The organism is Intrasporangium zincisolvens (assembly GCF_034724055.1).
Lineage (GTDB): Bacteria > Actinomycetota > Actinomycetes > Actinomycetales > Dermatophilaceae > Monashia > Monashia zincisolvens.
In genome coordinates, this window is sequence record NZ_JAWIIL010000003.1 from 569,784 (window position 1) to 595,360 (window position 25,577).

Consider the following 25,577-nt stretch of genomic DNA (forward strand, 5'->3'; position numbering starts at 1 on the left):
GGTGGGTCGTCAGGGGGCGTGGTCGCCGGGGCGCACGAGGCCGGTCTCGTAGGCGGCGACGACGGCCTGCACCCGGTCGCGCAGCCCGAGCTTGGCCAGCAGGCTCGACACGTGCGTCTTCACCGTGGCCTCGCCGAGGTACAGCTCGGCGGCGACCTCGGCGTTCGACAGGCCGCGGGCGAGCAGGCCGAGCACGTCGCGCTCCCGCTGGGTCAGCAGCTCGAGGTCGCGCGACCGCGCCGTGCGCGGGCTCGGCGCCGTGGCGAACGACTCGATGACCCGCAGCGTCACCGCCGGGTCGAGCAGGCCGCCTCCCGCGGCGACGGTGCGCACCGCGGCGACGAGCTGCTCCGGCGGCGAGACCTTGAGCAGGAAGCCGCTGACGCCCGCCCGCAAGGCGCCCTCGACGTACTCGTCCTCGCCGAAGGTGGTCAGCACGACGACCCGCGACTCGGGGCTGGCCTCGAGAACGCGTCGGGCCCCCTCGATCCCGTCGACGTGCGGCATCCGGACGTCCATGAGCACGACGTCCGGCCGCAGCCCGGCCGCCATGGTGCCGGCCGTCGCACCGTCGGCCGCTTCGCCGACGACCTCGACGTCGGGCTCTGCGGTGAGCACCATTCGCAGCCCGACGCGGACCATGGCCTCGTCGTCGACGAGGAGCACCCGGATCGTCACTGCCATCCCCTCCCGATCGGGAACCGGGCCCGGACCTCGAACCCGCCGCCGGCCACGGGGCCGGCCGCCAGCGTGCCGCCGAACATGCCGGTACGTTCACGCATCCCGACGAGGCCGTGGCCGCCGGTGGCTCGTGCGGTGCTGTCGTCGTGCGTGTCGGTGCTGGCGGACGCGGCGCCGTCGACGCGTCGGGGCCCGTCGTCGCGAACGGCCACCTCGACGGCGTCGTGCTCGTGCCGCAGGCGCAGCACGGTGCGGGCTCCGGGGGCGTGCCTCAGGACGTTGCTCAGCGCCTCCTGGGCGACGCGGTACGCGGCGACGTCGACCGCCCGCGGCACGGTGGTCAGGTCGCCGTGGGTCTCGAGGGCGACGTCGAGGCCGGCCGCGCGCACGTCGGCCACGAGGTCGCCGGCGCGGGACAGGGAGACCGGGCTCAGGTCGGCCTCGCCGTCGCGTGGGGTGCGGAGGATGCCGACGGTGGCCCGCAGCTCCTCGACCGACTGGCGACCGAGGCGTTCCAGGCCCAGCATGACGTCGCGCTCGGCGGGCCGGTCGTCGAGGAGCGGTCCGAGCTGGCGGCGCAGGCCGCCGAGCTGGAGCGTCATGACGCTGAGCGAGTGGGCGACGGAGTCGTGGACCTCGCGGGCGATCCGGGCGCGCTCCTCGACCACCGCGGCGTGCGCGGCGGCCTCCCGCTGGGCGTCGAGCTGTGCTGCGAGAGAGGCGATCTCGCGCGCCCGTGCCTGCTCGCGACGCACGAGGGTGCCGGTCCACCACGCGGGTACGAAGATGGCCGGGAAGAAGATCGAGTCCCAGCTGATCCCCGCCCGGACCACGTCGGTGACGACGAAGGTCAGGATGCACGCGGCCACGGCGAGCCGGGAGCGTCTCGGCGTCGCCGCGTAGCCTGCCCAGGCGACCGCGACGAGCACGGCGATGAGGCCGGCGCCGCCGGGGCCCGGCGCTCCGAGCACCTCGCCGAGCGGGAACGACGCCGCGACCGCGACCGCACCCGCCGCCGGCCAGCGCGTCTGGCTCGCAAGGCTGCCCGCGATCCAGACCGCGACCCACGCGAGCGCGGTGAAGGAGGGTCGGAAGGTCGGGTCCGTCCACGCCTCGACCAGTGCCAGCGCGCCGAGCAGGACGGCGGCGCCGACGGGCAGGAGTCCCGGCCGTGGCACGAGGCGAAGGGGCGACATGGCGGCAAGGGTAGGGCTCGGCAGCGGGGCGCGTATCCGTCTTGTGGGGGACCCGGGGAGGCCGCCGCTCCGCACCACGGCGGAGGGCGGGTCGGTGCCTCTCGGCCGAGGCCCGACGAGCCGGCGCGGAGACACCGTTGGTTCGTCGCCGACACCGGCGGCACCGGACCCTCCGGACCAGCCCCGAAAGGAAACCCATGTCCCACGTCTCGCCCCACGCGTCCGTCGAGCCGGCCACGGCCGTCGAGGAGCGTCCTGCCCGCCTCGCCCACCCGATGCGGGTCGCGGCGGGTGCCGCGCTCGTGGCCGGGCCCGTCCTGTGGGCGCTCGGCATGGTGACGTCGCCGGAGCAGGCCTCGATGGCCGATGCCGACTACATCTCGTCCCTGACCCGCGACACGACGATGACCCAGGTGTCGGCCCTGCTGCTCCACTACGGCAACCTCGCCATCGGCCTCGGCATCCTCGCGGCACCCTCGCTCGTGCGAGGGCGTCGCGGCCGCATCGCGACGGTCGTCGGGGCCCTGCTCGCGGCCATCGGTTTCGTCAACGTGTCCGGCATGGTGCTCTCGGACTGGTGGAACGCCTCCGCGGGCACGCTGCTCACCGCCGACCAGGCGGTCGCCGTGTTCCGCGGCTTCAAGGAGGGCTCGCTCCTGCCGTTCTGGGACGGCACCGAGCCGTTCAGCCTGCTCGGGCCGGTGCTCGTGCTCGTCGGTCTCGCCCGGGCCGGCGTGCTCGGCTGGTGGACGATCCTCCTGCTCGTCGGTGGCGTCGCCGGCCTCATGGTGTTCGGTGCGACGACGCCCCTCGTGGCGGCCGCGACCGTCCTCGTCGGCTTCGCGCCCTTCGCCCTCATCGGCCGGCGACTGCTCCAGCGCCGCCACCTCGACGCCTGACACCCCCTCGGTGGCACCCCGGTGGCACCCCGGTGGCACCCCGGTGGCACCCCGGTGGGCCCTGTCCCGCACCCGTCCGGTGCGGTGACGGGGCCTTAGGCGTGCGGCACCGGCGTACCCTTCGAGGCAGGAGGGTGGGCCCATGGGCGTCGTCGACGAGCTTCTCCGTGCCAGAGCCGAGTTCGAGCGCGGCGACTGGCGGGCGGCCTACGACGCGTGGGCCGCGTTCGACCTCGCTGGGCTGTCGGCGCAGGACCTCGAGCGCTCCGCCGCCGCCGCCCACCTCCTCGGGCGCGTCGACGACGCCGTCGAGCGGTACACGGCCGCCTACGAGGCCCGCGTGGCGGCAGGCGAGCACGCCGAGGCCGCGGTGTGCGCCTTCCACGTGTCGATGGCCCTGCGCACCACCGGAGGGCGCTCGGCCGTCTCCGCGTGGCTGGCCCGCGGCGAGCGGCACGTCGCGGACCTGCCGGAGGAGGCGGCGGCGAGGGGGTGGATCACCTTCTCCCGCATGTTCACCCACCTCGGAGCCGGCCGCATCGACGACGCCCTGGCCTGCGCCCGGTCCGCCACCGACATCGGTCGCCGGAGCGGTGACGCCGACCTGCTCGCCACGGGGCTGTGCGCGCAGGGCCGGATGTCGATCTACGGCGGGCACGTGCCTGACGGCGTCGGGCTCCTCGACGAGTCGATGCTGGAGGCGGAGCGCGGCGCCCGCGAGCCGATCACGGTCGGCCACGTCTACTGCACCGCGATCGAGGGCTGCCAGGAGGTGTCCGACCTCGTCCGGGTCGCGGAGTGGACCGCCCGCCTCACCACGTGGTGCGCCGCACAGCCCGGGCTCGTCCTGTTCACAGGGCAGAGTGCGCTGCACCGGGCGCAGGTCATGCGGGCCCGCGGCGCCTGGGACGAGGCGCTCGACGAGCTCGATCTGGCGGTTGCCCGCTACTCCGAGGCCGGCGCCGTCGACGCGGTGGGCCAGGCCTCGTGCGAGCGCGGCGACCTGCTTCGGCTGCGCGGCGATCTCGCCGGCGCCGACGTGGCCTACGCACGTGGCAGCGAGCACGGGTACGAGCCGCAGCCGGGGCTGGCGCTGCTCGCGGCGGCGCGGGGGCAGGGCGCAGCGGCCGCCGCGACGGCCCGGCGACTGCTCGCCGAGCCCGGACCGTCCGTGACGCGCAGCCGGCTCCTGCCCGGTGTCGTCGAGGTGCTCGCGGCCGCCGGCGACGTGGAGGCGGCCCGGGCGGCGGCTGTCGAGCTCGAGCACGTGGCGGACGCGTTCGGGTCGGAGGCGCTGGAGGCCGGCTCGGCCCTGGCGTGGGGGCGGGTGCAGCTCGCGAGCCAGGACGCCGCGGGTGCCCTTCCCTACCTTCGCCGGGCCCGCCAGGGGGCTGTGGCGCTCGACCTGCCGTACGAGACCGCGCTGGCCGAGGTCGCGACCGGCCGCGCGCTCATCGCCCTCGGCGACCACGACGCGGCCCACCGTGCCCTGGCCGCCGCGCGAGTCGTGCTCGACCGGCTCGGCGCCCGCCCAGCGGTCGGGGAGATCGACGCGATGACCGGGCGCCGGTCCCTGCCGGCGGGCCTCAGTGCCCGGGAGGTGCAGGTGCTGCGGCTCGTGGCCGCCGGACGCAGCAACGCCGACATCGCCGCAGAGCTGGTGCTGAGCGACCGCACCGTCGCACGGCACCTGTCCAACATCTTCGGCAAGCTCGGCGTCGGCAGCCGCACGGCCGCCGCCGCCTTCGCCTTCGAGCGTGGGCTGGCCGGCGGCTCAGGCGACGCGCTCGGCGGGTAGCCCGCCCGGCTGCCCGGTCGGCCGCCCGGTCGGCCGCCCGGCCGGTGACGCGTCGGATCTCGTTGCCGCAGGACGGTGCCGGGCGATGTGGGTGGCCACGAAGGCGGCATCACGCCCGACGCCCGGCAGCACCATCGAGCTGAACGAGTACTGGAACGACAGGCCGCAGAAGTAGAGACCCGGCACCTCGTGCGCCACGCCGCGGTACTCGCGCGGCCAGCCGTCGTCACCGACGACCGGCAGGTCGAGCCAGCCAAAGCGCTGCTCGAAGCCGGTGGCCCACACGACGTTGCGCACGTCGATCACCGTGCCGTCGGCCAGGGTGGAGCGGCCCCCGGTGACGCCGGTGACGCGCTCGGTCCGGCGGTCCACGCCGGCGGCCGCGAGGTCCTCGCGCTTGACCCGCAGCATCGGGCCTCCGTGGTGGCGGATTCCGGCCATGGCCCGGCGGCCCATCGGCGTGCGGCGCGTCAGCACGTGCCGCCACGCGAAGAGCAGGACGGGGAAGAGGGCGTGCACGGCGGGGGAGTCCCACCGGACCCCGAGCTGCCCGCAGTCGCGGCCGGCCAGCGTCGTCGGCCGGTCCTGGGCCAGCTCGAGGGCGATGTCGCAGCCCGAGTGCGAGGCGCCGACGACGAGGACGGGGCCGTCCTGCAGCTGCGACGGGCGCCGGTACTGGCTCGAGTGCAGCTGCAGGATGGCGGGGTCGAGGTCGGCGGCGAACGCGGGCACCCGTGGGGCGCGACCGAAGGTCCCGGTGGCGACGACGACGCTGCGGCACTCGATGACCCCGTGGTCGGTCGAGACGAGGAACCCGTCGGAACCCACTGCGGCAACGACCTTCTCGACGCGGACGCCGAGCCTGACCGGCAGGTCGAAGTGCTCTGCGTACCCCGCGAGGTAGTCGGCGACATCGTCCTTGCCGGGGAAGGCACGGGGGTCGCCGGGGAAGCGGAGCCCGGGCAGGGCGTCGTGTCCCGCGGGCGTGTAGAGCCGCAGCGAGTCGTACTGTTGGCGCCAGCCGTCGCCGACGGCGCTGTTGCGCTCGAGCACGACGCAGTCACGCCCGCGGGCGAGCAGCTCACGTGCCGTGGCGAGCCCGGCCTGCCCAGCTCCCACGACGACCGTGTCGACGATCTCGGTGACGGGTGCGGGTGCGGGGGTGGTGGTCCGGTTGGCGTCCATGGTGTTCCTCCTGTGCTCCGTGCAGCCTCGGTAGGAACGACGGTAGGAACGATGGTGGGGGCGCCGCGTCGGCCGTGCTGCCCATCCGTCCGGGCGCGACGATGGGCAGGAATGACCACGACGGCACGACGGCACGAGCGCCGGCGACGACCGAGTCAGTAGCGGCGGAACCAGAGGTTGACGGCGTAGTCGACGCCGGTGGCATCGGGGTGTTCGGCGAGGATCAGGTCGGCGTGCTCGGGCGCGAACTCGATGCCGACGACCGCCTCGAAGTCCTCGCGCGAGTCGAAGTCCCACCGGATGTCGAGTCGCTCGCGCGACCAGCCCTGGCGCTCCCAGAACCGCTCGACGGCCCGGGGGTCGTAGCTCGGCAGGGCGCGCCGGAACCACGTGCCGAACGTCGAGCGGGTCGCGTCGTTGTCGATGACGAACGCCGCGCCACCCGGCCGCACGACGCGGTCGAGCTCGGCGAGGCCGGGCTCGCAGCCCGGTCCGAAGAAGTAGGACCACCGCGCGTGCGCGACGTCGAACGAGGAGTCCGGCACGCCGATCGCGGCCGCGCCTTCCTCACGGACCGACGCGTTCGTCAGGTCCGAGACCCGTTGGCCCGCAAGGTCGGCCAGCGGCGGGTGCGGCTCGACTCCGACGACGGAGCGCGCTGTGGCGGCGAACATCGGCAGGTGGAAGCCCGTGCCGCAGCCGATGTCGACGACGTCGCGGTCGGACCAGTCGAGGACCGAGCGCATCGCGGCCTCGATGACGTGGTCGCGGTCGACGCCGCGGTTCTCGACCTCGTAGACGTCGGGGCTCTCCCAGATGTTGGGGGAGGGGATGACCTCGCCCATCACGGGCCCTCGGTGCCCGACGCGGACGGCCGCGGGGCCGGGCGCAGCCGCCCGCCCTGGGCGTCGAGCGTCGCCGGGTGGACGAGCAGCGGGAGCAGCTTGCGGACGCCGCGGGCGCGGACGGCCTTGACCTGGGCGAGGTGCGCCTCGGCCCGGATGACGAGCTCGGCGTAGGCCTCCGGGCCCATGAGCTCGACGAGCTCGGCCTCGTTGGAGCGGTAGACCGGCTCGCGGCCGACGTGCGCCTCGGGGTTGCCCGAGCAGTACCAGTCGAGCTCGTGGCCGCCGGGGCCCCAGCCGCGGCGGTCGTACTCGGTGATCGTCACCTCGAGGTAGCTGCTGTCGTCGGGCAGCTCGACGGTGCGGAAGGTGCGGCGGATCGGCAGCTGCCAGCACACGTCGGGCTTGAGCGTGTGCGGCTGGACGCCGGTGAGGACCGCGTGCTGGTGGAGCGCGCAGCCGGCACCGGCGGGGAAGCCCGGGCGGTTGAGGAAGATGCAGGCGCCGTCGACGACCTTCGTCTTGCGGGCCCCGTCCTCCTTCTCGGTCCAGTCGTCCTTGTTGCCGCTGGCGGTGCCCACCGAGTGGTACTGCCACTCGTCCTCGCCGAGCTCCTCGACGGCGCGCTCGACGCGCTTCCAGTCGTCCTTCTCGGTGAAGTGGGCTCCGAGGGTGCAGCAGCCGTCGTCGGGCCGGTCGGCATAGATGCCGTGGCACCCGGAGCCGAAGATGCACGTCCAGCTGCTGGTGAGCCACGTGAGGTCCAGACGGAAGCGTTGGTTGGCGTCCGCCGGATCGGTGAACTCCACCCAGACGCGAGGCAGGTCAAGGGGTGCTTCGGCCACCGGCACACCTTATGCCGCGCGACCGGAGTTGCCCACGGCTAGTCTGGCCAGTGGGCGTCCAGGTCGCCCCCGGTGCGCGGGAAGGGGCTCAGCCTCCCTGGTGGTGGTACCTGCTCCGCACCGCCGACCTCCTTTCGGCCCGACGCGCACCTCGGGCGCACGAGAGGAGGCCGTCATGGCCCTGTCCCTGCCCGCCAACCCCGACCTCGAGCGGTTCCGCCGAGACGCGCGTCGCCTCCAGAAGGCTGTCCGCTCCGCCCGGCCCGACGCGCTCGAGCACGCCGCGCGGCACCGTCCCGGGGGAGCGCCGGACGATCCGGCGGCCTTCGCCCTCGCCGACGCCCAGCTGGTCCTGGCCCGCACGTACGGGTTCGCGAGCTGGCCCCGGCTGCGCGCCTACCTCAGCGCTGCCGCGCCATTGAGCCGCGACCCGGGGGCCCTCGACCCGACCCTGGCCGAGGCGGCCTCCCAGGACGGGTCCCCTTCTGCCGTGGCCGCGCTCGCGTGCCTGACCTACACCGAGCACGACGAGCCGGCGCGGTGGGCCCGAGCGGCACGCCTGCTCGACGCCGACCCGACGCTGGTGGCCCGTGACGTGGTCGTCGCGGCGGTCGCCGGTGACCCGGACGCGCTGCGCGCGCACCTCTTGGCGGACCCCGAGGCGGCCACCCGCGAGGGTGGTCCCTTCCGCTGGCCGCCGCTGCTCTACCTCGTGTACTCCCGTGTGCCGCAACGTGATCCGGTGCCTGCCGCGCGGCTGCTGCTCGACGCCGGCGCCGACCCCGACAGCGGCTACCTGTGGCAGGGGCTGCCGACGGCGTTCACCGCCCTCACCGGGGTCTTCGGCGAGGGCGAGTCGGGGCCGGCACGCCAGCCGCGCCACCCGAGCTGGCGCGCGCTCGCCGAGCTGCTGCTCGAGCGTGGCGCCGACCCGAACGACCGCCAGGCCCTCTACAACCGGATGTTCAACCGCGACGACTCCCACCTCGAGCTGCTCCTGCAGCACGGTCTCGGCCGCCCGGGGTCGGAGGTCTGGTCGCGTCGCACGGGCGAGCCGGCCGAGACGCTCGAGGAGATGCTCGCCCGGCAGGTCGACTGGGCCCGCGGCCACGGCTTCGAGCACCGGCTCGCCCTGCTCGTCGAGAACGGCCTCGCCGACCCCTCGGTGACGGCCAATTTGCCTCCGGTGCAGGTGCCGGACGGGCGGACCGCCCTGCACGACGCCGCCTTCATGGACGACGTCGAGCAGGTGCAGGTGCTCCTCGACGCCGGCGCCGACCCGGAGGCGCATGACGCCGTGCACGGCACGCGTCCGTACGAGTGGGCTGTGTGGGCCCGCGCCGACGACGCGGCGGCGGTGCTGCGCGAGGTCACGACCGGAGCCGCGGACGCGGACTAGCGTGGACGCATGACACCGAGGGCCGAGGGCGCGGCGTCCTCGCGGGGCCGCGGGCGGCGTCCGGGTGGCGTCGACACGCGGGCCGCCATCGTCGACGCGGCGCGTCGGTCGTTCGCGACCCACGGCTACGACAAGGCGAGCCTGCGCGGGATCGCCCGCGACGCAGGCGTCGACCCGGCCCTCGTGCACCACTACTTCGACGGGAAGCCGGCGCTGTTCGCCGAGACCCTGTCGATGCCGGTCGACCCCTCGCGGCTCGTCGAGCGCATCGTCGCCGGCGGGCCGGAGGGAGTCGGCCGGCGGCTCGTCGAGACGTTCCTGGCGGTGTGGGAGCCGGGCGACCGGCGCGACGCCCTCGTGGCGCTCGTGCGCTCGGCCATGACGAGCGAGGACGCGGCCCGGGTGCTGCGCGAGTTCCTCGGCCGGGAGGTCTTCGGTCGGGTCGCCGGGGCCTTCGGCTCGCCCGACGTCCAGCTGCGGGGCGGTCTCGTGGCCTCGCAGGTCATCGGGCTCGTCGTCATGCGGTACGTGCTGCGGATGCCCGGGATCGCCGACGCGAGCCCCGAGGAGCTCGTCGAGCGGCTCGCCCCGGTCATCGAGCACCACCTGCTCGCGCCCGCCCCGGAGGTCGGCGCGACGGCGGGCGCGACGGTGGGTCCGACGCCCGGTGCGAGGCCTGGTGCGATGCCCGGTGCGACGAAAAGCGTTTACACGACGGGCGCCACGGAGTAGATTTCATCACATGGTGAATAACTCGACGAGTACCGCGGTCGTCATCGACGGCCTGCGGGTCGTGCGCGGCAAGCGCCTCGTGATCCCCGACCTCGACCTCGAGGTCCCGGCCGGCGAGGTCGTCGGTCTCCTCGGCCCGTCGGGGTCGGGCAAGTCCACGCTCATCCGGTGCATCGTCGGCGTCCAGATCATCGAGTCGGGCACCGTCACGGTCCTCGGCCACCCGGCCGGCTCCGCGCCGCTGCGCGACGACGTCGGCTACGTCACCCAGGACCCCAGCGTCTACGCCGACCTCACGGTGCGCGAGAACGTCGCCTACTTCGCCCGGGCCGTGGGCCTGCGCGGCACCGAGCTGCGCGACGCCGTCGACCGCACCCTGGTCGAGGTCGACCTCACCTCGTACGCCGACCAGCTCGTCCGCGACCTCTCCGGCGGGCAGGAGTCGCGGGTGTCCCTCGCCGCCGCGCTCGTCGGACGCCCGACGCTCCTCGTCCTCGACGAGCCCACCGTGGGCCTCGACCCCGTCCTGCGTCGCGACCTCTGGAACCTCTTCCGCCGACTGGCCGCGGCCGGGCACTCGCTCATCGTCTCGAGCCACGTCATGGACGAGGCGACCCGCTGCGACCGCCTCGTCCTGCTCCGCGAGGGCCGCGTGCTCGCCGACGTCACCCCCGACGAGCTGCTCGCCCGTACCGGAGCCCCCGACGCCGACGCCGCCTTCCTCGCGCTCATCGATGCCGAGGCCGCGCGGGAGAGGAGCGCATCGTGAACCCCGCACTGTCCCTCGTCACGGCCGGCCGAGTGCTGCGCCAGGTGCGGACCGACCACCGCACCGTCGCGATGATCCTCGTCGTGCCCTGCGTGCTGCTCGGCCTGCTCGCGTGGATCTACAACGGCACCCCGGTCTTCGACAACGTCGGGCCGGCCCTGCTCGGCATCTTCCCGATGATCGTCATGTTCATCGTCACCTCGATCGCGACGCTGCGCGAGCGGCAGTCCGGCACGCTCGAGCGGCTGCTCACCACGCCCCTGGGCAAGGGCGACTTCATGCTCGGCTACGGGCTCGCGTTCGGTGCGCTCGCCGTCGTGCAGGGCGTCGTCGCGACGGCGTTCGCCGTGTGGGTCTGCGGGCTCGACGTCGCCGGGTCGGTGGGGCTGCTGCTCGTCGTCGCCCTCGCCGACGCCGTGCTCGGCACCGCGCTCGGGCTGCTCGCGAGCGGGTTCGCCCGCACCGAGTTCCAGGCGGTCCAGTTCATGCCGGCGTTCGTGCTGCCGCAGATCCTCCTGTGCGGGCTCCTCGTGCCGCGCGACGAGCTGCCGACGGTGCTGTCGTGGATCTCCGACCTCCTGCCGCTGTCGTACGCCGTCGACGCGATGAACGCCATCACCGCCAGCGCGGACGGCACGGCCGACGCGCTCCGGGCCCTCGGCGTCGTCGTCGCCTTCATCGTCGGCGCGCTCGCGCTCGGCTCGCTCACGCTGAGCCGCCGCACCCCCTGACGCGTCGACCGGTGGCCGGACGGCGCCGGGTCGGGCGGCTCCGACGCCGTTAGGGTGAGGTCATGCGTCTGGGCGTCGTCGACATCGGGTCGAACACGGTCCACCTCCTCGTGGTCGACGCGCACCCCGGCGCCCACCCGCTGCCGGCCTTCTCGCACAAGACCGAGCTGCGGCTGTCCGAGAGCCTCGACCCCGAGGGACGCGTCGAGGACGCCGTCGCCGACCGGCTCGTCGCGTTCCTGCGCGAGTGCCTCCAGGTGGCCGAGGACCAGGGCGTCACCGACCTCTTCGCCTTCGCCACGTCGGCGCTACGGGAGGCACCGAACGGCGAGGCCGTCATCGAGCGGGTCCGCGCCGAGACCGGCATCGACCTCGACGTCCTCAGCGGGGTCGACGAGGCCCGCATGACCTTCCTGGCCGTGCGCCGGTGGTTCGGCTGGTCGAGCGGCCGCGTGCTGCTCGTCGACATCGGCGGCGGCTCCCTCGAGCTCGCGGCCGGGCTCGACGAGGAGCCCGACGTCGCGCTCAGCCTCCCCCTCGGGGCCGGACGCGTCACGCGCGAGCAGCTGCCCGGTGACCCTCCTGAGCCCGATCTCGTCCGACGCGTCCGCTCGGGCATCCGCGCGACGCTCGGCGAGCACGTGCGCCCGCTGCTGACCGGCGGCGACCCCGACCGGGTCGTCGGCACGTCGAAGACGATGCGCTCGCTGGCCCGGATCGCCGGTGCCGCGCCGCGCGGCGACGGTCCGTTCGTGCCGCGGTCGATGACCCGCGAGGACCTCCACGGCATCGTGGCGCAGCTCACCGGCCTGACCGCCGCGGAGCGAGCCGAGCTGCCGGGTGTGTCGGTCGGTCGGGCGCAGCAGCTCCTCGCCGGCGCGCTCGTCGCGGAGGCCGCCCTCGACCTGCTCCAGGTCGACCGCGTCGACATCTGCCCGTGGGCGCTGCGCGAGGGGCTCATCCTTCGCCGCCTCGACCACCTCGTCGGGTGACGCCGGGTATGGCCGCATGAGCATCCGCATCGGGCTGTCGACGTCGTCGGTGTACCCCGGCAACGCCGCCACCGCCTTCGCCACCGCCGACCGTCTCGGCTACGACTCGGTCGAGGTCATGGTGTGGACTGACCCGGTGACCCGCGAGCCCGGTGCGCTGCGGGCCCTGTCCGAGCTGCACGGGCTGCCGATCGCCTCGGTGCACGCGCCGACCCTTCTTCTGACACAACGGGTCTGGGGCCCTGACCCGTGGACGAAGATCGACCGCTCCATCGACCTCGCCCTCGAGGTCGGCGCGCCGGTCGTCGTGCTCCACCCGCCGTTCCGGTGGCAGAAGGACTATGCCGAGCAGTTCGTCGAAGGCATCGCCGAGCGCGAGGCGGCGAGCGGCGTCCGGCTCGCCGTCGAGAACATGTACCCGTGGCGCACCGCCGGCCGCGAGGTGCTCGCCTACCTGCCGCACTGGGACCCCGTCGAGCAGCCGTACGACAGCGTCACTATCGACCTGTCGCACACGGCCACCGCAGGGTCGGATGCCGTCGCCATGGTGAGCGCGCTCGGCGAACGGCTCGCGCACCTGCACCTCGCCGACGGCCTCGGCTCGTTCAAGGACGAGCACCTCGTGCCGGGCCGCGGCGGCCAGCCGTGTGCCGACGTCCTCGAGCTGCTCGCCGACTCCGGCTGGTCCGGCGACGTCGTCGTGGAGGTGTCGACGCGCAAGCTGTCGCAGGACGCGCGTGAGGTCGACCTCGCCGAGGCGCTCGCCTTCGCCCGCCTCGCCACGGCGCCGACGCGGGGTGCGAGCCGCATCTGACGCCCGACGCGTCGGGGCCGGTTGCGCTGCAACGGTGCCCGGATCTTGTCGCCCGAGCGGCCCGCGTCAGGAGCCGGAGTACCCGCGCGGTCGCACGCTGATGCTGTCGACGTTGGCGCGCGGGCCCGCCTCGAGCGCGAGGCGCACCGCCGCCACGACCGACTCGACGTCGAGGTAGCGGGCTGCCTCGTACTCGCCACGCTCGAATGACACGAGCTCGTGCTGCATGTCGGTGTCGACGCGTCCCGGGTGCACCGACGTGACGCGCACGCCCTTGCCGCGCTCCTCCTCGCGCAACGCGTCGGTCAGCGCCCGCAGCGCGAACTTCGATGCGGCGTAGGCGCCCCCGCCGGCGTAGCTGCTGAAGCCCGACCCGGAGTTGACGGCCACGACGCGGCCCTGCGCGGCCCGCAGGGCCGGCAGCAACGCCTGCGTGACGGCCGCGACGGCGACGACGTTGACCGTCAGCGACTCCATCCACTCCTCGACCGACGTGTGGGCGACGGTGCCGCTGCGCAGGACGCCGGCCGAGTGCACCAGGACGTCGACGCGCGGGTGGCGTGCCGCGAGGTCGGTCAGCGCCGCTGCGAGAGAGCCGCCGGACGCGCAGTCCGCGAGGTCGGCGACCAGCCCCTCGGCAGAGGGGAGCCCGTCGACCACACGAGCCACCGACGCCGCGCTGCGACCGCCCACGACGACGTGGTGCGTCGGTGCGAGGTCGCGGACGACGGCGAGGCCGATGCCTCGGGTGCCACCGGTGACGACGGCGACGGGGCGGGATGCGTCGGGCTGGCTCATTCGGCCACCCTAGGCCGACCCCCGGAGGGCCGCGGCTCAGGCCAGCCCGAGCGCGTGCGCCTCCTCCCAGAGGTCGTCGCGGACGCGGGGGTGGGCGCAGTTCTCGATGATGTCGTGGCACTGCTCGCGCTCGCTGCGCCCCCACAGGGACGCGACGCCGTGCTCGGTGACGAACGCACTCTGCTGGAAGCTCGTCACCGGCTCGTCGACGAGCGGCACGACGGTCGAGCAGTCGGCCTTGGGGTGCCAGGACCGCAGCGCGATGAACGACTGCCCGCCGGGGGAGTGCAGCGCCCCGACGATGAAGTCGGTCTGCCCGCCGAACCCGGAGTGGATGCGGGCGTTGATCCGCGAGGCGTTGGCCTGCCCGAAGAGGTCGACCTCCAGCGCCGTGTTGACCGACGTCATCTGCCGCTGCTGGGCGATGAGGCCGGGGTCGTTGGTCTTCTCGGTGCGCAGCATCCGCACGCGGGGGTTGCGGTCGAGCCAGTCGTAGAGGTCCTGGCTGCCGAAGACGAACGAGGACACGAGCGGGTGGTCGGGGTCGAGCGCGCCCGCGGCGTCGAGGGCGAGGACGCCGTCGGAGAACATCTCGGTCCACACCCGCAGGCCGCGCCGGCCGACGAGGGCCTCGAGGGTCGCGTCGGGCACGGCGCCGATGCCGAGCTGCATCGTCGCGCCGTCGAGCACCATGGAGGCCACGATCTGTCCGATGGCGGCGCTGTCGGCGTCGGGCGGCACCGGCAGGTGCGAGGCCAGCGGGGCGTCCACCTCGACGGCGAGGTCGACGTGCTCGACCGGCACCTGCGCGTCGCCGAACGTGTACGGCATCCGCGGGTTGAGCACCGCGACGACGAGCCCGCCCCGCGCCCGGCACGCCTCGATGGCCGCCGGCAGCACGTTGACCTCGAGGCCGAGGCTCACCTGGCCGTCGACGGGGGGCGCACAGTGCACGAGCACGACGTCGGGCGGCAGCGAGCGCTTGTAGAGCAGCGGCACGAGCGAGAGCCGCGACGGCACGTAGCGCAGGCGCGGGTGGTGCCGCATCCCCGGACCGACGAAGCACGTCTCGACCGTGACGCCGTCGCGGTCGGGGAGGCCCTTCGGCGCGTTGAGCGCGTGGAGGACGTAGGCCGGCACGGCCTCGTCCACCGCGGCCACGGCCTCGAGCGGGATGGCCATGTTGCCGCTCGTGACGATGCGCGGGTTGTCCGGCAGGCCACGGAGCCGCTTCTGGAGCTCTTCGACGGTGACGATCTGCACAGTTCCATCCTGCCGCCGAGTTCGCAGGGGCAGGCGGCGAACCGCGCAGCGGCACCGTGAGATCGGTCTCGTGCGGACGCGACGGGACGGACAGCCGGCCGGAACGGCGGACCGAACGGTCAGCTGGCCTTGCGCGACGCCTTCTTCGCCGCGGCCTTCTTCGTCGTGGACGTCTTCTTGGCGGCCGTCTCCTTCGCCGCGCTCTTGCCGGCGGTCTTCGCAGCGGCCTTCTTCGTCGGCTTGCCGGACGCGTCGGCGCCCTCCCCGGCGTCGGTGTCGTCGGCTGCGCCCGACCCGCCGCGCGCCGCCTTGGCCTTGTCGACGCTGCGCTGCAGGGCCGCGAGCAGGTCGACGACCTCGGTCTCCTCCTCGGCGCGCTCCGGCGTCTCGGTGAGCTCGCCGCCCTCGATCTTGGACGACACGAGCGCCTCGACGGCCTCGGAGTAGTCGTCCTCGAACTCGTCGGGCTCGTAGTCGCCGGACAGCGAGTCGACGAGCGAGGCGGCCATGGCCAGCTCCTTGGTCGTCGCGTGCGTCTCCTCGGAGAGCGACTCGAACTCGGGTGCGCGCACCTCGTCGGCCCACAGGAGGGTCTGGAGCACGATGACGCCCTCGCGCACCCGCAGCACGGCGAGCGTCATACGGGTGCGGATCGACACGGTGACCAGGGCCATCCGGTCGGCCTTCTCCAGGGCGTCGCGGAGCAGGACGTAGGGCTTGAGGCCGGTCTTGTCGGGCTCGAGGTAGTAGCTCTTGTCGAACAGCAGCGGGTCGATCTGCTCGGACGGCACGAACTTCTCGATCGAGATCTCCTTGGAGGAGCGCGACGGGAGGCTCTTCATGTCCTGGTCCGAGAGCACGACCATCTGGCCGTCGGAGGTCTCGTATCCCTTGGCGATGTCCGAGTACGGCACTTCCTCGCCGTCGATCGCGCAGACGCGCTGGTACCTGATTCGTCCACCGTCCTTCTCGTGGACCTGACGGAACTGCACGTCGTGGTTCTCCGTGGCCGAGAAGAGCCGGACCGGCACATTCACCAGTCCGAACGACACGGCGCCCTTCCAGATGGCTCGCATGGGAACAAGAATGCACCCATGCGCCCCATGCTCGCGACGCCCGCGTCGGTCATTCCGACCGGGGAGCAGTGGCGGCACGAGGTGAAGTGGGACGGAATGCGCGTTCTCGCCGACGTCAAGGACGGGGCGGTGCGGCTCTTCTCGCGCACCGAGCGCGACGTCACCGTCGCCTTTCCCGAGCTGCACGGCCTGCACGCCGAGTACGCCGACATGCTCCTCGACGGCGAGATCGTCTCCCTCCGAGACGGCCTGCCCTCGTTCGCCGCGATGGCGGAGCGTTTCCACGTGACCGATGCCCGACGCGCCGCCCGGCTGGCCGAGGAGGCGCCGGTGACCCTCATGGCCTTCGACCTGCTCCGCCTCTACGGCGTCGACCTCATGGCCCGACGGTGGAGCGACCGCCGGGCCACGCTCGAGCGGCTCGAGCTGTCGACGCCGCGCTGGCAGACCCCGCCCACCTTCACCGACGGTCCCGCCCTCCACGCCGCGACGCGCGAGCAGGGCCTCGAGGGCATCGTGTCAAAACGTGTCGACTCCCCGTACGTGCCCGGCGTCCGCTCGCCGTACTGGCTCAAGTCGCCCCACCGCGGAACGGTGTCGGTCGTCATCGGCGGCTGGCGCCCGGAGATCGGCGGCGCCGGGGCGCGCCGGCTCGGGGCGGTGCTTGTCGGCGTACCCGGCCCGGGCGGGCTGCGCTACCTCGGACGCGTCGGCTCGGGCCTGGCCGGACGCGTCGGCCAGACCCTGCTGCACGACCTGACGCCGCTGGCGTCGGGCGAGTCCCCGTTCCTGACCGAGGTGCCGCGCGAGGACGCCGACGGCGCCACGTGGGTGCACCCGGTCCTCGTCGCCGACGTCCAGTCGCTCGGGCTGAGCAGCCAGGGCCGGCTGCGCCAGCCGGCGTTCAAGGGCCTGCGCGCCGACCTGACGCCGGGTGACGTCGACGACCACGCCGAGGGGGAGTGATGGCCTACGTGCCGCCGAAGGTCACCGTCGAGGTCGACGGGCGCCGGATGCGACTGTCGAGCCTCGAGAAGGTCATGTACCCGGCCACCGGCACGACCAAGGCCCAGGTGCTCGACTACTACGCGCGCGTCGCGTCGGTGATCCTGCCGCACCTGCGCGACCGGGCCGTCACCCGGATCCGCTTCCCGCACGGCGTCGGTGACATGCAGTTCTTCGAGAAGAACATCCCCGCGGGCACCCCGTCGTGGATCCGCCGCGCGGGCCGCGACCCGGTCTTCCCGCTCATCGACGACCTCGCCGGCCTCACGTTCTTCGCCAACCTCAACTCCCTCGAGCTGCACGTGCACCAGTGGCGCTACGAGGGGGAGGGCCGCGACGCCGTGGCCCTGAACCCCGACCGGCTCGTCATCGACCTCGACCCCGGTCCGGGCACGGGCCTGCGCGAGTGCGCCACCGTCGCGCTGCTCGTGCGCGAGCGGCTCGGTGCCATCGGCTTGGACACGGTGCCCGTGACGAGCGGCAGCAAGGGGCTGCAGCTCTACGCGGTGCTGCCCGGCGAGCACACGAGCGACGCCATCCGCGACACCGTGCAGCAGCTGGCCCAGGAGCTGAGCAAGAAGCACCCCGACCTCGTCGTGTGGAAGATGGCCAAGGAGCTGCGCCCCGGCAAGGTCTTCCTCGACTGGAGCCAGAACGTCGCGGCCAAGACGACCGTCTGCCCGTACTCGCTGCGCGGGCGCGAGGCCCCCACGGCAGCCTGCCCCCGCTCGTGGGCGGAGGTCGAGGCCGGTGCCGAGGGCGGCACCTTCGAGCAGCTGCGGATGGAGGAGGTCGTCGACCGGGTGGCCTCCGACGGCGACCTCGCGGCCTCGATCACCGGCGCCTGACGCGTCGGGCGGGGGACGCGTAGGGCGTGGAGCGTTCGGGACGCACGAGGGCCCGGCACCGTGCGGTGCCGGGCCCTGCTGGTGCGACCGGTGTCAGTGCGCCTTGTCGTAGGCGTCCTGGACCTCGGCCGAGATGCGGCCGCGGTCCGAGACCTGGTGCCCGTTGGCCCGGGCCCACTCGCGCACGGCGGCGAGGTCGCGCTTGGCGCCACCGCCGCTGCTGCGGCGCTTCGTCGTCGAGCGCGCGCCGCCGCTGCGGCGGGCGTGGCCGACCCACGAGGCGAAGTCGTCGCGCAGCTTCTTGGCGTTCTTGTCGGACAGGTCGATCTCGTACGTCACGCCGTCGAGGGCGAACGTCACCGTCTCGTCGGCGTCACCCTGGTCGATGTCGTCGATGAGTCTCACTTCGACACGCTGAGCCATGTTTCTCCGTCTGCAGAAGGGGTGGTGATGGAGGGGAAAAGCGCGCCCATCGGACAGATCATCGGATGGGCGGGATCAATTTACCGCTCTTTCCTCGGAAAAGCATTTCCCTCGGAGAATTGGCGGTCACGCCGGAGAGAAATTGTCCGGGCGTGACCTTTTCGGTGTCCCCGTCGTTCTGTGCGGGGGACGTGTGCCCGAATGCGATTCGGGCCGCCGACGTTCTCGGGGCATTCGCCCGTCAAAGGGCATCAGCGCCCGGCGGTGTCGCTTCCCGAAGCATCGCTTCCGCGTGAACCATTCACGGCGCGGGAGGCGTCGGCGGAAATGTCCGTCGTGGCCGTCTCGACGGCGTCGGCCTTTTGTGCCTGTTCGCGGCGGTCGTGCTCGGCCTCCCATTTCGCCTGGGCCAGACGCTCGCGGCGGTCGCCCTCGAGAATGGTCTTGATGACGAAATAGAACAGCGCGGCCACTCCGACCGTCGGCACGATCGCGAGCACGTAGGGCATGACCGACTCCATGCCTCCAGTCTCGCACGCACGTGGGCGGGCCTTCCGGGCGCCGTTTCCGGGCGCCGTCGGCGGGGGCTGCGCGGCGTTGTCGGCCCCGGGCCCTACGGTCGTCGCCATGGCTTCGAGGACCGCGACGAGATCGTCCGCGTCGGGGCGGCGCGCCCCCGGCTACCGCTGCGCCGAGTGCGGCTGGACCACCGTCAAGTGGGTCGGCCGCTGCGGCGAGTGCCAGGCGTGGGGCACCGTCGGGGAGGTCGGCGCCACCACGGCCCGCACCGCCCCCGCCTCCGTCGTCGAGCCCGCGCCGCGCATCGGCGACGTCGACGTCACGCAGGCGCAGGCGCGTCCCACCGGCGTCGCGGAGTTCGACCGGGTGCTCGGTGGCGGTCTCGTGCCCGGGGCCGTCGTCCTCGTCGCCGGCGAGCCGGGCGTCGGCAAGTCGACGCTGCTGCTCGACGTCGCCGCCCGCGCGGCCCGCACCGGTGCCGACGTCCTCTACATCAGCGGCGAGGAGTCGGCCGCCCAGGTCCGCGCGCGGGCCGGGCGCATCGAGGCCCTGGCCGAAACCCTCTACCTCGCCTCCGAGACCGACCTCGGCACCGTCCTCGGCCACGTCGAGGCGCGCGCTCCCCAGCTGCTCGTCGTCGACTCCGTCCAGACCGTCGCCAGCGCCGACGTCGAGGGACAGCCCGGCAACGTCTCGCAGGTCCGCGAGGTCGCGGCCAGCCTCATCCAATCGGCCAAGTCGCGCGGCATGGCGGTGCTGCTCGTCGGCCACGTCACCAAGGACGGCTCGATCGCCGGTCCGCGCGTCCTCGAGCACCTCGTCGACGTCGTCGTCCAGTTCGAGGGCGACCGGCACTCGCGGCTGCGCCTCGTCCGGGCGGTCAAGAACAGGTATGGCCCCACCGACGAGGTCGGCTGCTTCGACCTGTCCGACGTCGGCATCGTCGGCCTGCCCGACCCGAGCGGGCTGTTCCTGTCCAGCCGCGACCACGCGGTCGCAGGCACCTGCGTCACCGTCACGCTCGAGGGCCGCCGCCCGCTGGTGGCCGAGGTGCAGGCGCTCGTCGCGCCCTCGCCGCTGCCCTCGCCGCGTCGCACCTCGAGCGGCCTCGACGCATCCCGGCTCGCCATGATCATCGCCGTCCTCGACAAGCGCGCCGGCGCGCCGGTCGGCTCCCGCGACATCTTCGCCGCCACCGTCGGCGGCGTCCGCATCACCGAACCGGCCGCCGACCTCGCCATCGTGTGCGCCGTCGCGTCCTCGGTCGTCGACCAGCCACTGGCCCCCGACGTCATCGCCCTCGGGGAGGTCGGGCTGGCCGGAGAGGTCCGCCGCGTCACCGGGCTCGACCGTCGGCTGTCCGAGGCAGCGCGCCTCGGGTTCCGGCACGCCCTCGTGCCCGCGGGCAGCCTGGCCGACACCACGGTGCCGCAGGGCATCCGGGCGGTCGAGGTGTCCGACGTCCCCCGCGCCATCGAAGCCATCGGACGCCTCGCCGGAGCCCGGACATCCGGCACGCATGCCCTCGGCACCGTCTAGACTGCGACCGACCGGGGTCGACGCGCTGGGCTCGCCCCCTGCTGACAGGGACGTGATGGACCGGAACGACGAGCTGCTGCTCCGCGCGGCCCTCGCCGCCGTGGCCCCGGGCACCGAGCTGCGGGACAGCCTCGAACGGATCCTCCGCGGTCGCACCGGCGCGCTCATCGTCCTCGGCTTCGACAGGGTCGTCGAGTCCATCTGCACCGGCGGCTTCGCCCTCGAGGTCGAGTTCTCCGCCACCCGCCTGCGCGAGCTGTGCAAGATGGACGGCGCCGTCGTCCTCGACCGCGAGGGCGGCCGGATCCTCCGGGCCGCCACGCAGCTGGTGCCCGACTCCAGCATCGAGACCACCGAGTCCGGCACCCGGCACCGCACCGCCGAGCGGGTCGCCAAGCAGACCGGCTTCCCGGTCATCTCGGTGAGCCAGTCGATGGGCGTCGTCGCCCTCTACGTCGGCGACCTGCGCCACGTCATCGAGGGGTCGCCCACGACGCTCTCGCGCGCCGACCAGGCCCTGCAGACCCTCGAGCGCTACAAGGCCCGCCTCGACGAGGTCACCGGCACGCTGTCGGCGCTCGAGATCGAGGACCTCGTCACGATCCGCGACGTCACCGCGGTGCTCCAGCGCCTCGAGATGGTCCGGCGCATCTCGGCCGAGATCCAGGACTACGTCGTCGAGCTCGGCACCGACGGCCGCCTGCTCAGCCTCCAGCTCGAGGAGCTCGTCGGCGGCCTCGGCAACGACCGCGAGCTCGTCATCCGCGACTACCTTCCGGCCACGAAGTCCGGTCTGACCCTCGACGAGGCCCTGGCCAACCTCGAGGCGCTCAACTCCGTCGAGCTGCTCGACCTTCCCGCGGGCGCCCGCGCCGTCGGGTTCTCCGTCGTCGGCGACAGCCTCGACGCGCCGGTCAGCCCGCTCGGCTACCGCCTGCTCACCAAGGTGCCGCGGCTGCCGAGCGCGATCGTCGAGCGCCTCGTCACGCACTTCGAGTCGCTCCAGCGCCTCCTGGCCGCCGGCATCGAGGACCTCATGCTCGTCGAGGGCGTCGGCGAGGGCCGGGCACGCGCGGTCCGCGAGGGCCTCTCGCGCCTCGCCGAGTCGAGCATCCTCGAGCGCTACGTCTGACCGGCGCGTCCGGCGTCCGTGGCGGCGCCTACGATGCCGCCGTGCCCACCCCGCCGTCCCCGTCCTCCTCAGCCGTCGCCACGCCGCTGCTCCACGAGCGCATCAACGCCTGGTACGCCGAGGCCGGGCGGCAGCAGCTGCCGTGGCGGTCGCCTGACTGCAGCCCTTGGGGCGTGTTCCTGTCCGAGGTGATGTCGCAGCAGACGCCGCTCGCCCGGGTCGAGCCGATCTGGCGTGAGTGGATGGAGCGCTGGCCGACGCCCGGCGCCCTCGCGGCGGCCGCGCCCGGTGACGCCGTGCGCGCGTGGGGCCGGCTCGGCTACCCGCGTCGGGCGCTGCGGCTGCACGAGGCCGCGACGGCGATGGTCGACCGGCACGGCGGCGAGGTGCCCGGCACCCCGGCCGAGCTGCTCGCCCTCCCGGGCGTCGGGGCCTACACGGCTGCGGCCGTGTCGTGCTTCGCGTTCGGCCTGCCCGAGGTCGTCGTCGACACCAACGTGCGACGCGTGCTGGCCCGGGCTGTCGAGGGCAAGGCCTTCCCGAACCTCACGCTCAACCGGGCCGAGGCGCGCCTCGCCGCCGACTCGATGCCGGCCGACCGCGACACCGCCAACACGTGGAACGTCGCCGTGATGGAGCTCGGGGCCCTCGTGTGCGTGGCTCGCGGGCCGCGCTGTGAGGAGTGCCCGGTGGCCGACCTCTGCGCGTGGAACCTCGACGGGCGCCCGGCCTACGACGGCCCGCCGCGGCGCGGGCAGGCCTGGCACGGCACCGACCGCCAGGTGCGCGGCGAGCTGCTGCGCCGGCTGCGCGACCGGCACACCGACCTGCCCCTGGCCGACCTCGCCGACAGCGGTCCCGACGCCGGCCAGGTCATGCGCTGCCTCGACTCGCTCGTCTCCGACGGCCTCGTCGAGCCGCTCGGAGGTGACCGCTACCGCCTCCCCGCGTGAGGGCGGGCCGCCTCAGAGGTTGCCGAGCACGCGGTCGACGGCGATCTCGACGACGACCCGCTGCGGGTTGGCGCGAGGCTCGCGGTAGCGCGCGGCGTAGCGGCGCTCCGCGTCGGCCACGGCCGCCGCGCCGTCGAGGACGCGGGTGCTCCCCTCGAGGGTCAGCCAGTGGCGTCCCTCCACCTGGCAGACGGCGGCCCTGCCGCCACGGGCGGCGTTGACTGCCTTCTGGCTCGTCCGGCTCGTGATGACTCGGGCAACGAGTTCCTCTGTGTCCCAAGTGAACCCGACCGGTGTCACGTGCGGCGAGCCATCGCGCCGCTGGGTCGTCAGCGTGGCCAGGTGCCTGACCCTGAGGAACTCGAGGGCCTCGGGGGAAAGATCGCGCGGTGACCGGGACATGAGCACACCTCACCACATAGGGGCGCAGGCGAAGGCGTCCTCGCATGCGCGTCGGGCGTCCCCGTTGCCGAGTCGGGGCCCGACTTGTAACGTGGCCCCTCGTGCCTCCGGCCGGGGCGCAGGGGCACGAGAGGGGGGAGCGGCGACGATGGCGACCTTCTGGCTGCTCGTCCGCGCAGGCTTCCGGCGCCACTCGACCTACCGGCTCGCGCTCCTCGCCGGCATGACGACGAACTCGGTCTTCGGGCTGATCCGCGCCTCGATCGTGCTCGCGGCCGTCGCGTCGGCCGGCCAGGCCATCGGCGGGTACGACGCCCCGACGGCCGTCGCGTTCGTGTGGTGGGGCCAGGCCCTGCTCGGCACCGTCAACCTCTGGGGCTTCCAGGAGGTCGGCCAGCGGGTGCGCACCGGCGACATCGCCATCGACTTCCTGCGCCCGCTCGACCCGCAGTACGCCTATCTGGCAGCCGATCTCGGGCGTGCCGGCATCAACCTCGTCGCGCGCGGCGCCCCTGCCCTTCTCGTCGGTGCGCTCCTGTTCGACATGGCGTGGCCGCCGGGGTGGGTGGGGTGGGTCGCCGGCATGGTGTCGGTGGCGCTCGCCGTCGTCGTCGCCTTCGCGGGCAGCTTCGTCGTCAACCTCCTCGCGTTCTGGCTCGTCGAGGTGCGGGGCATCCGGCTGCTCTACATGATCTTCGGCGGGCTGCTCTGCGGCCTCTACGTGCCCGTGCCGTGGTTCCCGGACTGGCTGCGGACCGTCGCGCAGTGGTCGCCGTTCCCGTCGATGCTCCAGAACCCCATCGACATCCTCGCCGGGCGCGTCACGGGCGCAGAGGTGCTGCCGACGATCGCGAGCCAGGTGTTCTGGGCGGTCGCCCTCGTCGCCCTCGGACAGGTGGTCATGCGGGCCGGCAGACGCAGGCTGGAGGTGCAGGGTGGCTGACCCGACGACCGTGCCCGGGCCCGTGCGACGCCCGGAGGCGACGAGCCTCACGAGCGTTCGCGCGCGGCTGCGCCCGTACCGCGTCCTGCTCGCCTCGCGTGCCCGCGCCCAGATGCAGTACCGCACCTCGTTCGTCACCGACGTGCTCGGGACGCTCGGGGCGGGCCTGGCCGAGTTCGCCGAGGTCTGGGTCATCTTCCACAACGTCGACGTGCTCGGCGGGCTCGACTTCACGGCGGCGCTGCTCGTCTTCGCGCTGTCGAACCTCGCGTTCGCGCTGGCCGACATGGTCGTGGGTCACCTCGACCAGCTGCCCACCTACATCCGGGCCGGGCAGGTCGACGCGTTCTACGTGCGACCGCTGCCGCTGCTGGCCCAGCTCGTGACGAGCGACCTGTCGCTGCGCCGGGTCGGGCGCATGTCGGTCGCCGTCGTGGCGCTCGTCGTCGCCCTGACGACGGCGTCGGTCGCGTGGTCGTGGGCCACCGTCGCGCTGCTCGTGCTCACCGTCGTCAGTGGCACGGCGATCTTCTCGGCGCTCTTCACGGCCGCGGGCGGGCTGCAGTTCTTCCTCGTCGACGGCTCGGAGTTCACCAACGCGTTCACCTACGGCGGCTCCTACGCCGCGCAGCAGAGCCAGCAGGTGTTCCCGAACCTGCTGCGGATCTTCTGGATGTTCGTCGTGCCCACGGCATTCGTCGCCTACGTGCCGGCCGTGGCGATCCTCGACCTGCCGGGCGACCCCCTCGTGCCGACGTGGCTCGCCTGGTGCACGCCGCTGGCCGCGGTGTTCGCGTGGGCCCTCGCGGCGCTCTGCTGGCGCGTCGGCACCCGACACTACGAAGGAGCAGGCGGATGAGCATCATCGAGACGCGCGACCTCGTGCGCGACTTCAAGAAGACTCGTGCGGTCGACCGCATGTCGTTCACCGTCGAGGCCGGCGAGTCGGTCGGCTACATCGGTGCCAACGGCGCCGGCAAGTCGACGACGATCAAGATGCTGACCGGCATCCTCAAACCGACCTCCGGGCACGTGCGGACATGCGGCTTCGACCCCATGCGCCAGCGCGTCGAGGTGGCCCGACGCGTCGGCGTCGTCTTCGGCCAGCGCTCCCAGCTGTGGTGGGACCTCCCGCTGCGCGAGTCGTTCACGATCCTCGCCGCGATCCACCGGCTCGAGGACGCGCACGCCCGGGCCCGCACCGACCTGCTCGTCGAGCAGCTCGAGATGGGCCCGCAGCTCGGTACCCCGGTGCGCTCCCTGTCGCTCGGCCAGCGGATGCGGGCGGAGATCGCCGCCGCCCTGCTGCATTCGCCGGACCTGCTCGTGCTCGACGAGCCGACCATCGGCCTCGACGTGCTCTCGAAGCAGCGGCTGCGCGAGTTCCTCGTCGGGGAGCGGCGCGAGCGCGGCACGACCCTGCTGCTGACGACCCACGACATGGGCGACATCGAGCGGCTCTGCGACCGCGTGCTCGTCGTCGACCACGGCCGGCTCGCCTTCGACGGCGACCTGCCCGGCCTCGCCGCGACTGTCGGCGCCCAGCGGCTGCTCGTGCTCGACCTCGCCGAGCCGACGCCCGAGCTCACCGACGTGCCCGGCGCGACGCTGGTGGCCAGCGAGTCCGAGGGTCTGCGCCAGCGGCTGTCCTTCGACCCGGCCACGACGACGGCGGCCGCGGTGCTCGCGCACGTGTCGGCGCGCCACGACGTGCGCGACCTTGCGATCGAGGAGCCGGACATCGAGGACGTCGTCCGTCGCCTCTACGCCGCCTCCGGCCGAGTCTGAAC

General features: G+C 73.6%; 27 protein-coding genes. 16 read left to right on the top strand and 11 right to left on the bottom strand.

All coding sequences use genetic code 11. The features are described 5' to 3' along the window. Nucleotides 1-9: 9 nt before the first annotated feature. Together RY076_RS11100 and RY076_RS11105 are read right to left on the bottom strand one after the other, a co-directional pair. Nucleotides 10-684: a response regulator transcription factor gene (locus tag RY076_RS11100; RefSeq protein ID WP_323097744.1), complete on the bottom strand. Its 675-nt coding sequence runs from the start codon at nt 682-684 to the stop codon at nt 10-12. After that, the gene (locus RY076_RS11105) at nt 675-1,877 is read right to left on the bottom strand and encodes a sensor histidine kinase (RefSeq protein ID WP_323097745.1); all 1,203 of its coding nucleotides are present in this window, start codon (nt 1,875-1,877) and stop codon (nt 675-677) included. The genes RY076_RS11100 and RY076_RS11105 overlap by 10 nt, the downstream gene beginning before the upstream one ends. A 197-nt stretch (nt 1,878-2,074) precedes the next feature. Here RY076_RS11105 and RY076_RS11110 point away from each other — a divergent pair, with 197 nt between their 5' ends. Both RY076_RS11110 and RY076_RS11115 read left to right on the top strand, forming a co-directional pair. Beyond that, nucleotides 2,075-2,776, top strand: coding sequence for a hypothetical protein (locus RY076_RS11110; RefSeq protein ID WP_323097746.1), 702 nt, complete (start codon nt 2,075-2,077; stop codon nt 2,774-2,776). 142 nt (nt 2,777-2,918) lie between these two features. Then, nucleotides 2,919-4,574: a helix-turn-helix transcriptional regulator gene (locus RY076_RS11115; RefSeq protein WP_323097748.1), complete on the top strand. Its 1,656-nt coding sequence runs from the start codon at nt 2,919-2,921 to the stop codon at nt 4,572-4,574. On the opposite strand, the gene RY076_RS11120 is transcribed toward RY076_RS11115, so the two are convergent. The 3 genes from RY076_RS11120 to RY076_RS11130 all read right to left on the bottom strand — a co-directional run bounded on the left by RY076_RS11120 (nt 4,551) and on the right by RY076_RS11130 (nt 7,449). After that, the gene (locus RY076_RS11120; RefSeq protein WP_323097750.1) at nt 4,551-5,759 is read right to left on the bottom strand and encodes a flavin-containing monooxygenase; all 1,209 of its coding nucleotides are present in this window, start codon (nt 5,757-5,759) and stop codon (nt 4,551-4,553) included. The genes RY076_RS11115 and RY076_RS11120 overlap by 24 nt on opposite strands. Nucleotides 5,760-5,914: 155 nt before the next feature. After that, nucleotides 5,915-6,604 carry a class I SAM-dependent methyltransferase gene (locus tag RY076_RS11125; RefSeq protein ID WP_323097752.1) on the bottom strand — a complete coding sequence of 230 codons (690 nt, stop codon included), beginning with the start codon at nt 6,602-6,604 and terminating at the stop codon, nt 5,915-5,917. Further along, entirely contained in the window at nt 6,604-7,449 is an 846-nt protein-coding gene (locus RY076_RS11130; protein ID WP_323097754.1) for a hypothetical protein, read from the bottom strand. Before RY076_RS11130 ends, RY076_RS11125 begins: the two co-directional genes overlap by 1 nt. A gap of 175 nt (nt 7,450-7,624) precedes the next feature. Here RY076_RS11130 and RY076_RS11135 point away from each other — a divergent pair, with 175 nt between their 5' ends. From RY076_RS11135 to RY076_RS11160, 6 genes are all read left to right on the top strand, one after another. Next, entirely contained in the window at nt 7,625-8,848 is a 1,224-nt protein-coding gene (locus RY076_RS11135; protein WP_323097755.1) for an ankyrin repeat domain-containing protein, read from the top strand. A 9-nt stretch (nt 8,849-8,857) separates the two neighbouring features. Further along, nucleotides 8,858-9,580: a TetR/AcrR family transcriptional regulator gene (locus tag RY076_RS11140; protein WP_323097757.1), complete on the top strand. Its 723-nt coding sequence runs from the start codon at nt 8,858-8,860 to the stop codon at nt 9,578-9,580. Between the two features lie 10 nt (nt 9,581-9,590). Next, nucleotides 9,591-10,349 (top strand): ABC transporter ATP-binding protein, encoded by a 759-nt coding sequence (locus RY076_RS11145; RefSeq protein WP_323097758.1) that lies wholly within the window; start codon nt 9,591-9,593, stop codon nt 10,347-10,349. Next, on the top strand, nt 10,346-11,080 hold the full coding sequence (locus RY076_RS11150; RefSeq protein ID WP_323097760.1) for an ABC transporter permease: 735 nt from the start codon (nt 10,346-10,348) through the stop codon (nt 11,078-11,080). The genes RY076_RS11145 and RY076_RS11150 overlap by 4 nt, the downstream gene beginning before the upstream one ends. Nucleotides 11,081-11,142: 62 nt before the next feature. Continuing rightward, nucleotides 11,143-12,072: a Ppx/GppA phosphatase family protein gene (locus RY076_RS11155; RefSeq protein ID WP_323097763.1), complete on the top strand. Its 930-nt coding sequence runs from the start codon at nt 11,143-11,145 to the stop codon at nt 12,070-12,072. A gap of 16 nt (nt 12,073-12,088) precedes the next feature. Then, the gene (locus RY076_RS11160; protein ID WP_323097766.1) at nt 12,089-12,886 is read left to right on the top strand and encodes a sugar phosphate isomerase/epimerase family protein; all 798 of its coding nucleotides are present in this window, start codon (nt 12,089-12,091) and stop codon (nt 12,884-12,886) included. Between the two features lie 66 nt (nt 12,887-12,952). Here RY076_RS11160 and RY076_RS11165 read toward each other — a convergent pair whose 3' ends face one another. From RY076_RS11165 to ku, 3 genes are all read right to left on the bottom strand, one after another. Beyond that, nucleotides 12,953-13,684: an SDR family oxidoreductase gene (locus tag RY076_RS11165; RefSeq protein ID WP_323097768.1), complete on the bottom strand. Its 732-nt coding sequence runs from the start codon at nt 13,682-13,684 to the stop codon at nt 12,953-12,955. Nucleotides 13,685-13,720: 36 nt separating this feature from the next. Further along, a complete protein-coding gene (locus RY076_RS11170) occupies nt 13,721-14,947 on the bottom strand; it encodes an acetyl-CoA hydrolase/transferase family protein (RefSeq protein WP_323097770.1) in 1,227 nt (408 codons plus the stop codon). Nucleotides 14,948-15,066: 119 nt separating this feature from the next. Continuing rightward, nucleotides 15,067-16,023, bottom strand: coding sequence for a non-homologous end joining protein Ku (gene ku, locus RY076_RS11175; RefSeq protein ID WP_323097772.1), 957 nt, complete (start codon nt 16,021-16,023; stop codon nt 15,067-15,069). A gap of 18 nt (nt 16,024-16,041) precedes the next feature. On the opposite strand from ku, the gene ligD (RY076_RS11180) reads away from it, so the two are divergent. Both ligD (RY076_RS11180) and ligD (RY076_RS11185) read left to right on the top strand, forming a co-directional pair. After that, nucleotides 16,042-16,989 (top strand): non-homologous end-joining DNA ligase, encoded by a 948-nt coding sequence (ligD, locus tag RY076_RS11180; protein ID WP_323097775.1) that lies wholly within the window; start codon nt 16,042-16,044, stop codon nt 16,987-16,989. Beyond that, a complete protein-coding gene (gene ligD, locus RY076_RS11185) occupies nt 16,989-17,876 on the top strand; it encodes a non-homologous end-joining DNA ligase (RefSeq protein ID WP_323097777.1) in 888 nt (295 codons plus the stop codon). Before ligD (RY076_RS11180) ends, ligD (RY076_RS11185) begins: the two co-directional genes overlap by 1 nt. Before the next feature lie 93 nt (nt 17,877-17,969). Here the strand turns inward: ligD (RY076_RS11185) and RY076_RS11190 are convergent, their stop codons facing one another. Together RY076_RS11190 and RY076_RS11195 are read right to left on the bottom strand one after the other, a co-directional pair. Next, nucleotides 17,970-18,299, bottom strand: coding sequence for a histone-like nucleoid-structuring protein Lsr2 (locus RY076_RS11190; protein WP_323097780.1), 330 nt, complete (start codon nt 18,297-18,299; stop codon nt 17,970-17,972). A gap of 251 nt (nt 18,300-18,550) precedes the next feature. Then, a complete protein-coding gene (locus RY076_RS11195; RefSeq protein WP_323097782.1) occupies nt 18,551-18,820 on the bottom strand; it encodes a hypothetical protein in 270 nt (89 codons plus the stop codon). Between the two features lie 106 nt (nt 18,821-18,926). Between RY076_RS11195 and radA the strand changes: the two genes are divergently transcribed. Genes radA through RY076_RS11210 form a run of 3 tightly spaced genes read left to right on the top strand, consistent with a single transcriptional unit; the run spans nt 18,927 to nt 22,442 of the window. Continuing rightward, nucleotides 18,927-20,357 (top strand): DNA repair protein RadA, encoded by a 1,431-nt coding sequence (gene radA / locus RY076_RS11200; protein ID WP_323097784.1) that lies wholly within the window; start codon nt 18,927-18,929, stop codon nt 20,355-20,357. 55 nt (nt 20,358-20,412) lie between these two features. Continuing rightward, nucleotides 20,413-21,489: a DNA integrity scanning diadenylate cyclase DisA gene (gene disA / locus RY076_RS11205; protein ID WP_323097787.1), complete on the top strand. Its 1,077-nt coding sequence runs from the start codon at nt 20,413-20,415 to the stop codon at nt 21,487-21,489. A 41-nt stretch (nt 21,490-21,530) separates the two neighbouring features. Further along, nucleotides 21,531-22,442 carry an HhH-GPD family protein gene (locus tag RY076_RS11210; protein WP_323097790.1) on the top strand — a complete coding sequence of 304 codons (912 nt, stop codon included), beginning with the start codon at nt 21,531-21,533 and terminating at the stop codon, nt 22,440-22,442. A gap of 12 nt (nt 22,443-22,454) precedes the next feature. On the opposite strand, the gene RY076_RS11215 is transcribed toward RY076_RS11210, so the two are convergent. Then, nucleotides 22,455-22,844: a PPOX class F420-dependent oxidoreductase gene (locus RY076_RS11215; protein WP_323097793.1), complete on the bottom strand. Its 390-nt coding sequence runs from the start codon at nt 22,842-22,844 to the stop codon at nt 22,455-22,457. 148 nt (nt 22,845-22,992) lie between these two features. Between RY076_RS11215 and RY076_RS11220 the strand changes: the two genes are divergently transcribed. From RY076_RS11220 to RY076_RS11230, 3 genes are read left to right on the top strand one after another with little or no spacing between them, the layout of a single operon-like run. Continuing rightward, entirely contained in the window at nt 22,993-23,787 is a 795-nt protein-coding gene (locus tag RY076_RS11220) for an ABC transporter permease (RefSeq protein WP_323097796.1), read from the top strand. Beyond that, on the top strand, nt 23,780-24,646 hold the full coding sequence (locus tag RY076_RS11225; protein ID WP_323097798.1) for an ABC transporter permease: 867 nt from the start codon (nt 23,780-23,782) through the stop codon (nt 24,644-24,646). Before RY076_RS11220 ends, RY076_RS11225 begins: the two co-directional genes overlap by 8 nt. Next, nucleotides 24,643-25,575, top strand: coding sequence for an ABC transporter ATP-binding protein (locus RY076_RS11230; protein ID WP_323097800.1), 933 nt, complete (start codon nt 24,643-24,645; stop codon nt 25,573-25,575). Before RY076_RS11225 ends, RY076_RS11230 begins: the two co-directional genes overlap by 4 nt. Nucleotides 25,576-25,577: the final 2 nt, after the last annotated feature.

What these genes read in the sequence shown, in the direction of transcription:
- RY076_RS11100 (WP_323097744.1), bottom strand. Translation starts at nt 684, where the DNA reads ATGGCAGTGACGATCCGGGTGCTCCTCGTCGACGACGAGGCCATGGTC.
- RY076_RS11105 (WP_323097745.1), bottom strand. Translation starts at nt 1,877, where the DNA reads ATGTCGCCCCTTCGCCTCGTGCCACGGCCGGGACTCCTGCCCGTCGGC.
- RY076_RS11110 (WP_323097746.1), top strand. Translation starts at nt 2,075, where the DNA reads ATGTCCCACGTCTCGCCCCACGCGTCCGTCGAGCCGGCCACGGCCGTC.
- RY076_RS11115 (WP_323097748.1), top strand. Translation starts at nt 2,919, where the DNA reads ATGGGCGTCGTCGACGAGCTTCTCCGTGCCAGAGCCGAGTTCGAGCGC.
- RY076_RS11120 (WP_323097750.1), bottom strand. Translation starts at nt 5,759, where the DNA reads ATGGACGCCAACCGGACCACCACCCCCGCACCCGCACCCGTCACCGAG.
- RY076_RS11125 (WP_323097752.1), bottom strand. Translation starts at nt 6,604, where the DNA reads ATGGGCGAGGTCATCCCCTCCCCCAACATCTGGGAGAGCCCCGACGTC.
- RY076_RS11135 (WP_323097755.1), top strand. Translation starts at nt 7,625, where the DNA reads ATGGCCCTGTCCCTGCCCGCCAACCCCGACCTCGAGCGGTTCCGCCGA.
- RY076_RS11140 (WP_323097757.1), top strand. Translation starts at nt 8,858, where the DNA reads ATGACACCGAGGGCCGAGGGCGCGGCGTCCTCGCGGGGCCGCGGGCGG.
- RY076_RS11145 (WP_323097758.1), top strand. Translation starts at nt 9,591, where the DNA reads ATGGTGAATAACTCGACGAGTACCGCGGTCGTCATCGACGGCCTGCGG.
- RY076_RS11155 (WP_323097763.1), top strand. Translation starts at nt 11,143, where the DNA reads ATGCGTCTGGGCGTCGTCGACATCGGGTCGAACACGGTCCACCTCCTC.
- RY076_RS11160 (WP_323097766.1), top strand. Translation starts at nt 12,089, where the DNA reads ATGAGCATCCGCATCGGGCTGTCGACGTCGTCGGTGTACCCCGGCAAC.
- RY076_RS11165 (WP_323097768.1), bottom strand. Translation starts at nt 13,684, where the DNA reads ATGAGCCAGCCCGACGCATCCCGCCCCGTCGCCGTCGTCACCGGTGGC.
- ku (WP_323097772.1), bottom strand. Translation starts at nt 16,023, where the DNA reads ATGCGAGCCATCTGGAAGGGCGCCGTGTCGTTCGGACTGGTGAATGTG.
- ligD (WP_323097775.1), top strand. Translation starts at nt 16,042, where the DNA reads ATGCGCCCCATGCTCGCGACGCCCGCGTCGGTCATTCCGACCGGGGAG.
- ligD (WP_323097777.1), top strand. Translation starts at nt 16,989, where the DNA reads ATGGCCTACGTGCCGCCGAAGGTCACCGTCGAGGTCGACGGGCGCCGG.
- RY076_RS11190 (WP_323097780.1), bottom strand. Translation starts at nt 18,299, where the DNA reads ATGGCTCAGCGTGTCGAAGTGAGACTCATCGACGACATCGACCAGGGT.
- RY076_RS11195 (WP_323097782.1), bottom strand. Translation starts at nt 18,820, where the DNA reads ATGGAGTCGGTCATGCCCTACGTGCTCGCGATCGTGCCGACGGTCGGA.
- radA (WP_323097784.1), top strand. Translation starts at nt 18,927, where the DNA reads ATGGCTTCGAGGACCGCGACGAGATCGTCCGCGTCGGGGCGGCGCGCC.
- disA (WP_323097787.1), top strand. Translation starts at nt 20,413, where the DNA reads ATGGACCGGAACGACGAGCTGCTGCTCCGCGCGGCCCTCGCCGCCGTG.
- RY076_RS11215 (WP_323097793.1), bottom strand. Translation starts at nt 22,844, where the DNA reads ATGTCCCGGTCACCGCGCGATCTTTCCCCCGAGGCCCTCGAGTTCCTC.
- RY076_RS11220 (WP_323097796.1), top strand. Translation starts at nt 22,993, where the DNA reads ATGGCGACCTTCTGGCTGCTCGTCCGCGCAGGCTTCCGGCGCCACTCG.
- RY076_RS11230 (WP_323097800.1), top strand. Translation starts at nt 24,643, where the DNA reads ATGAGCATCATCGAGACGCGCGACCTCGTGCGCGACTTCAAGAAGACT.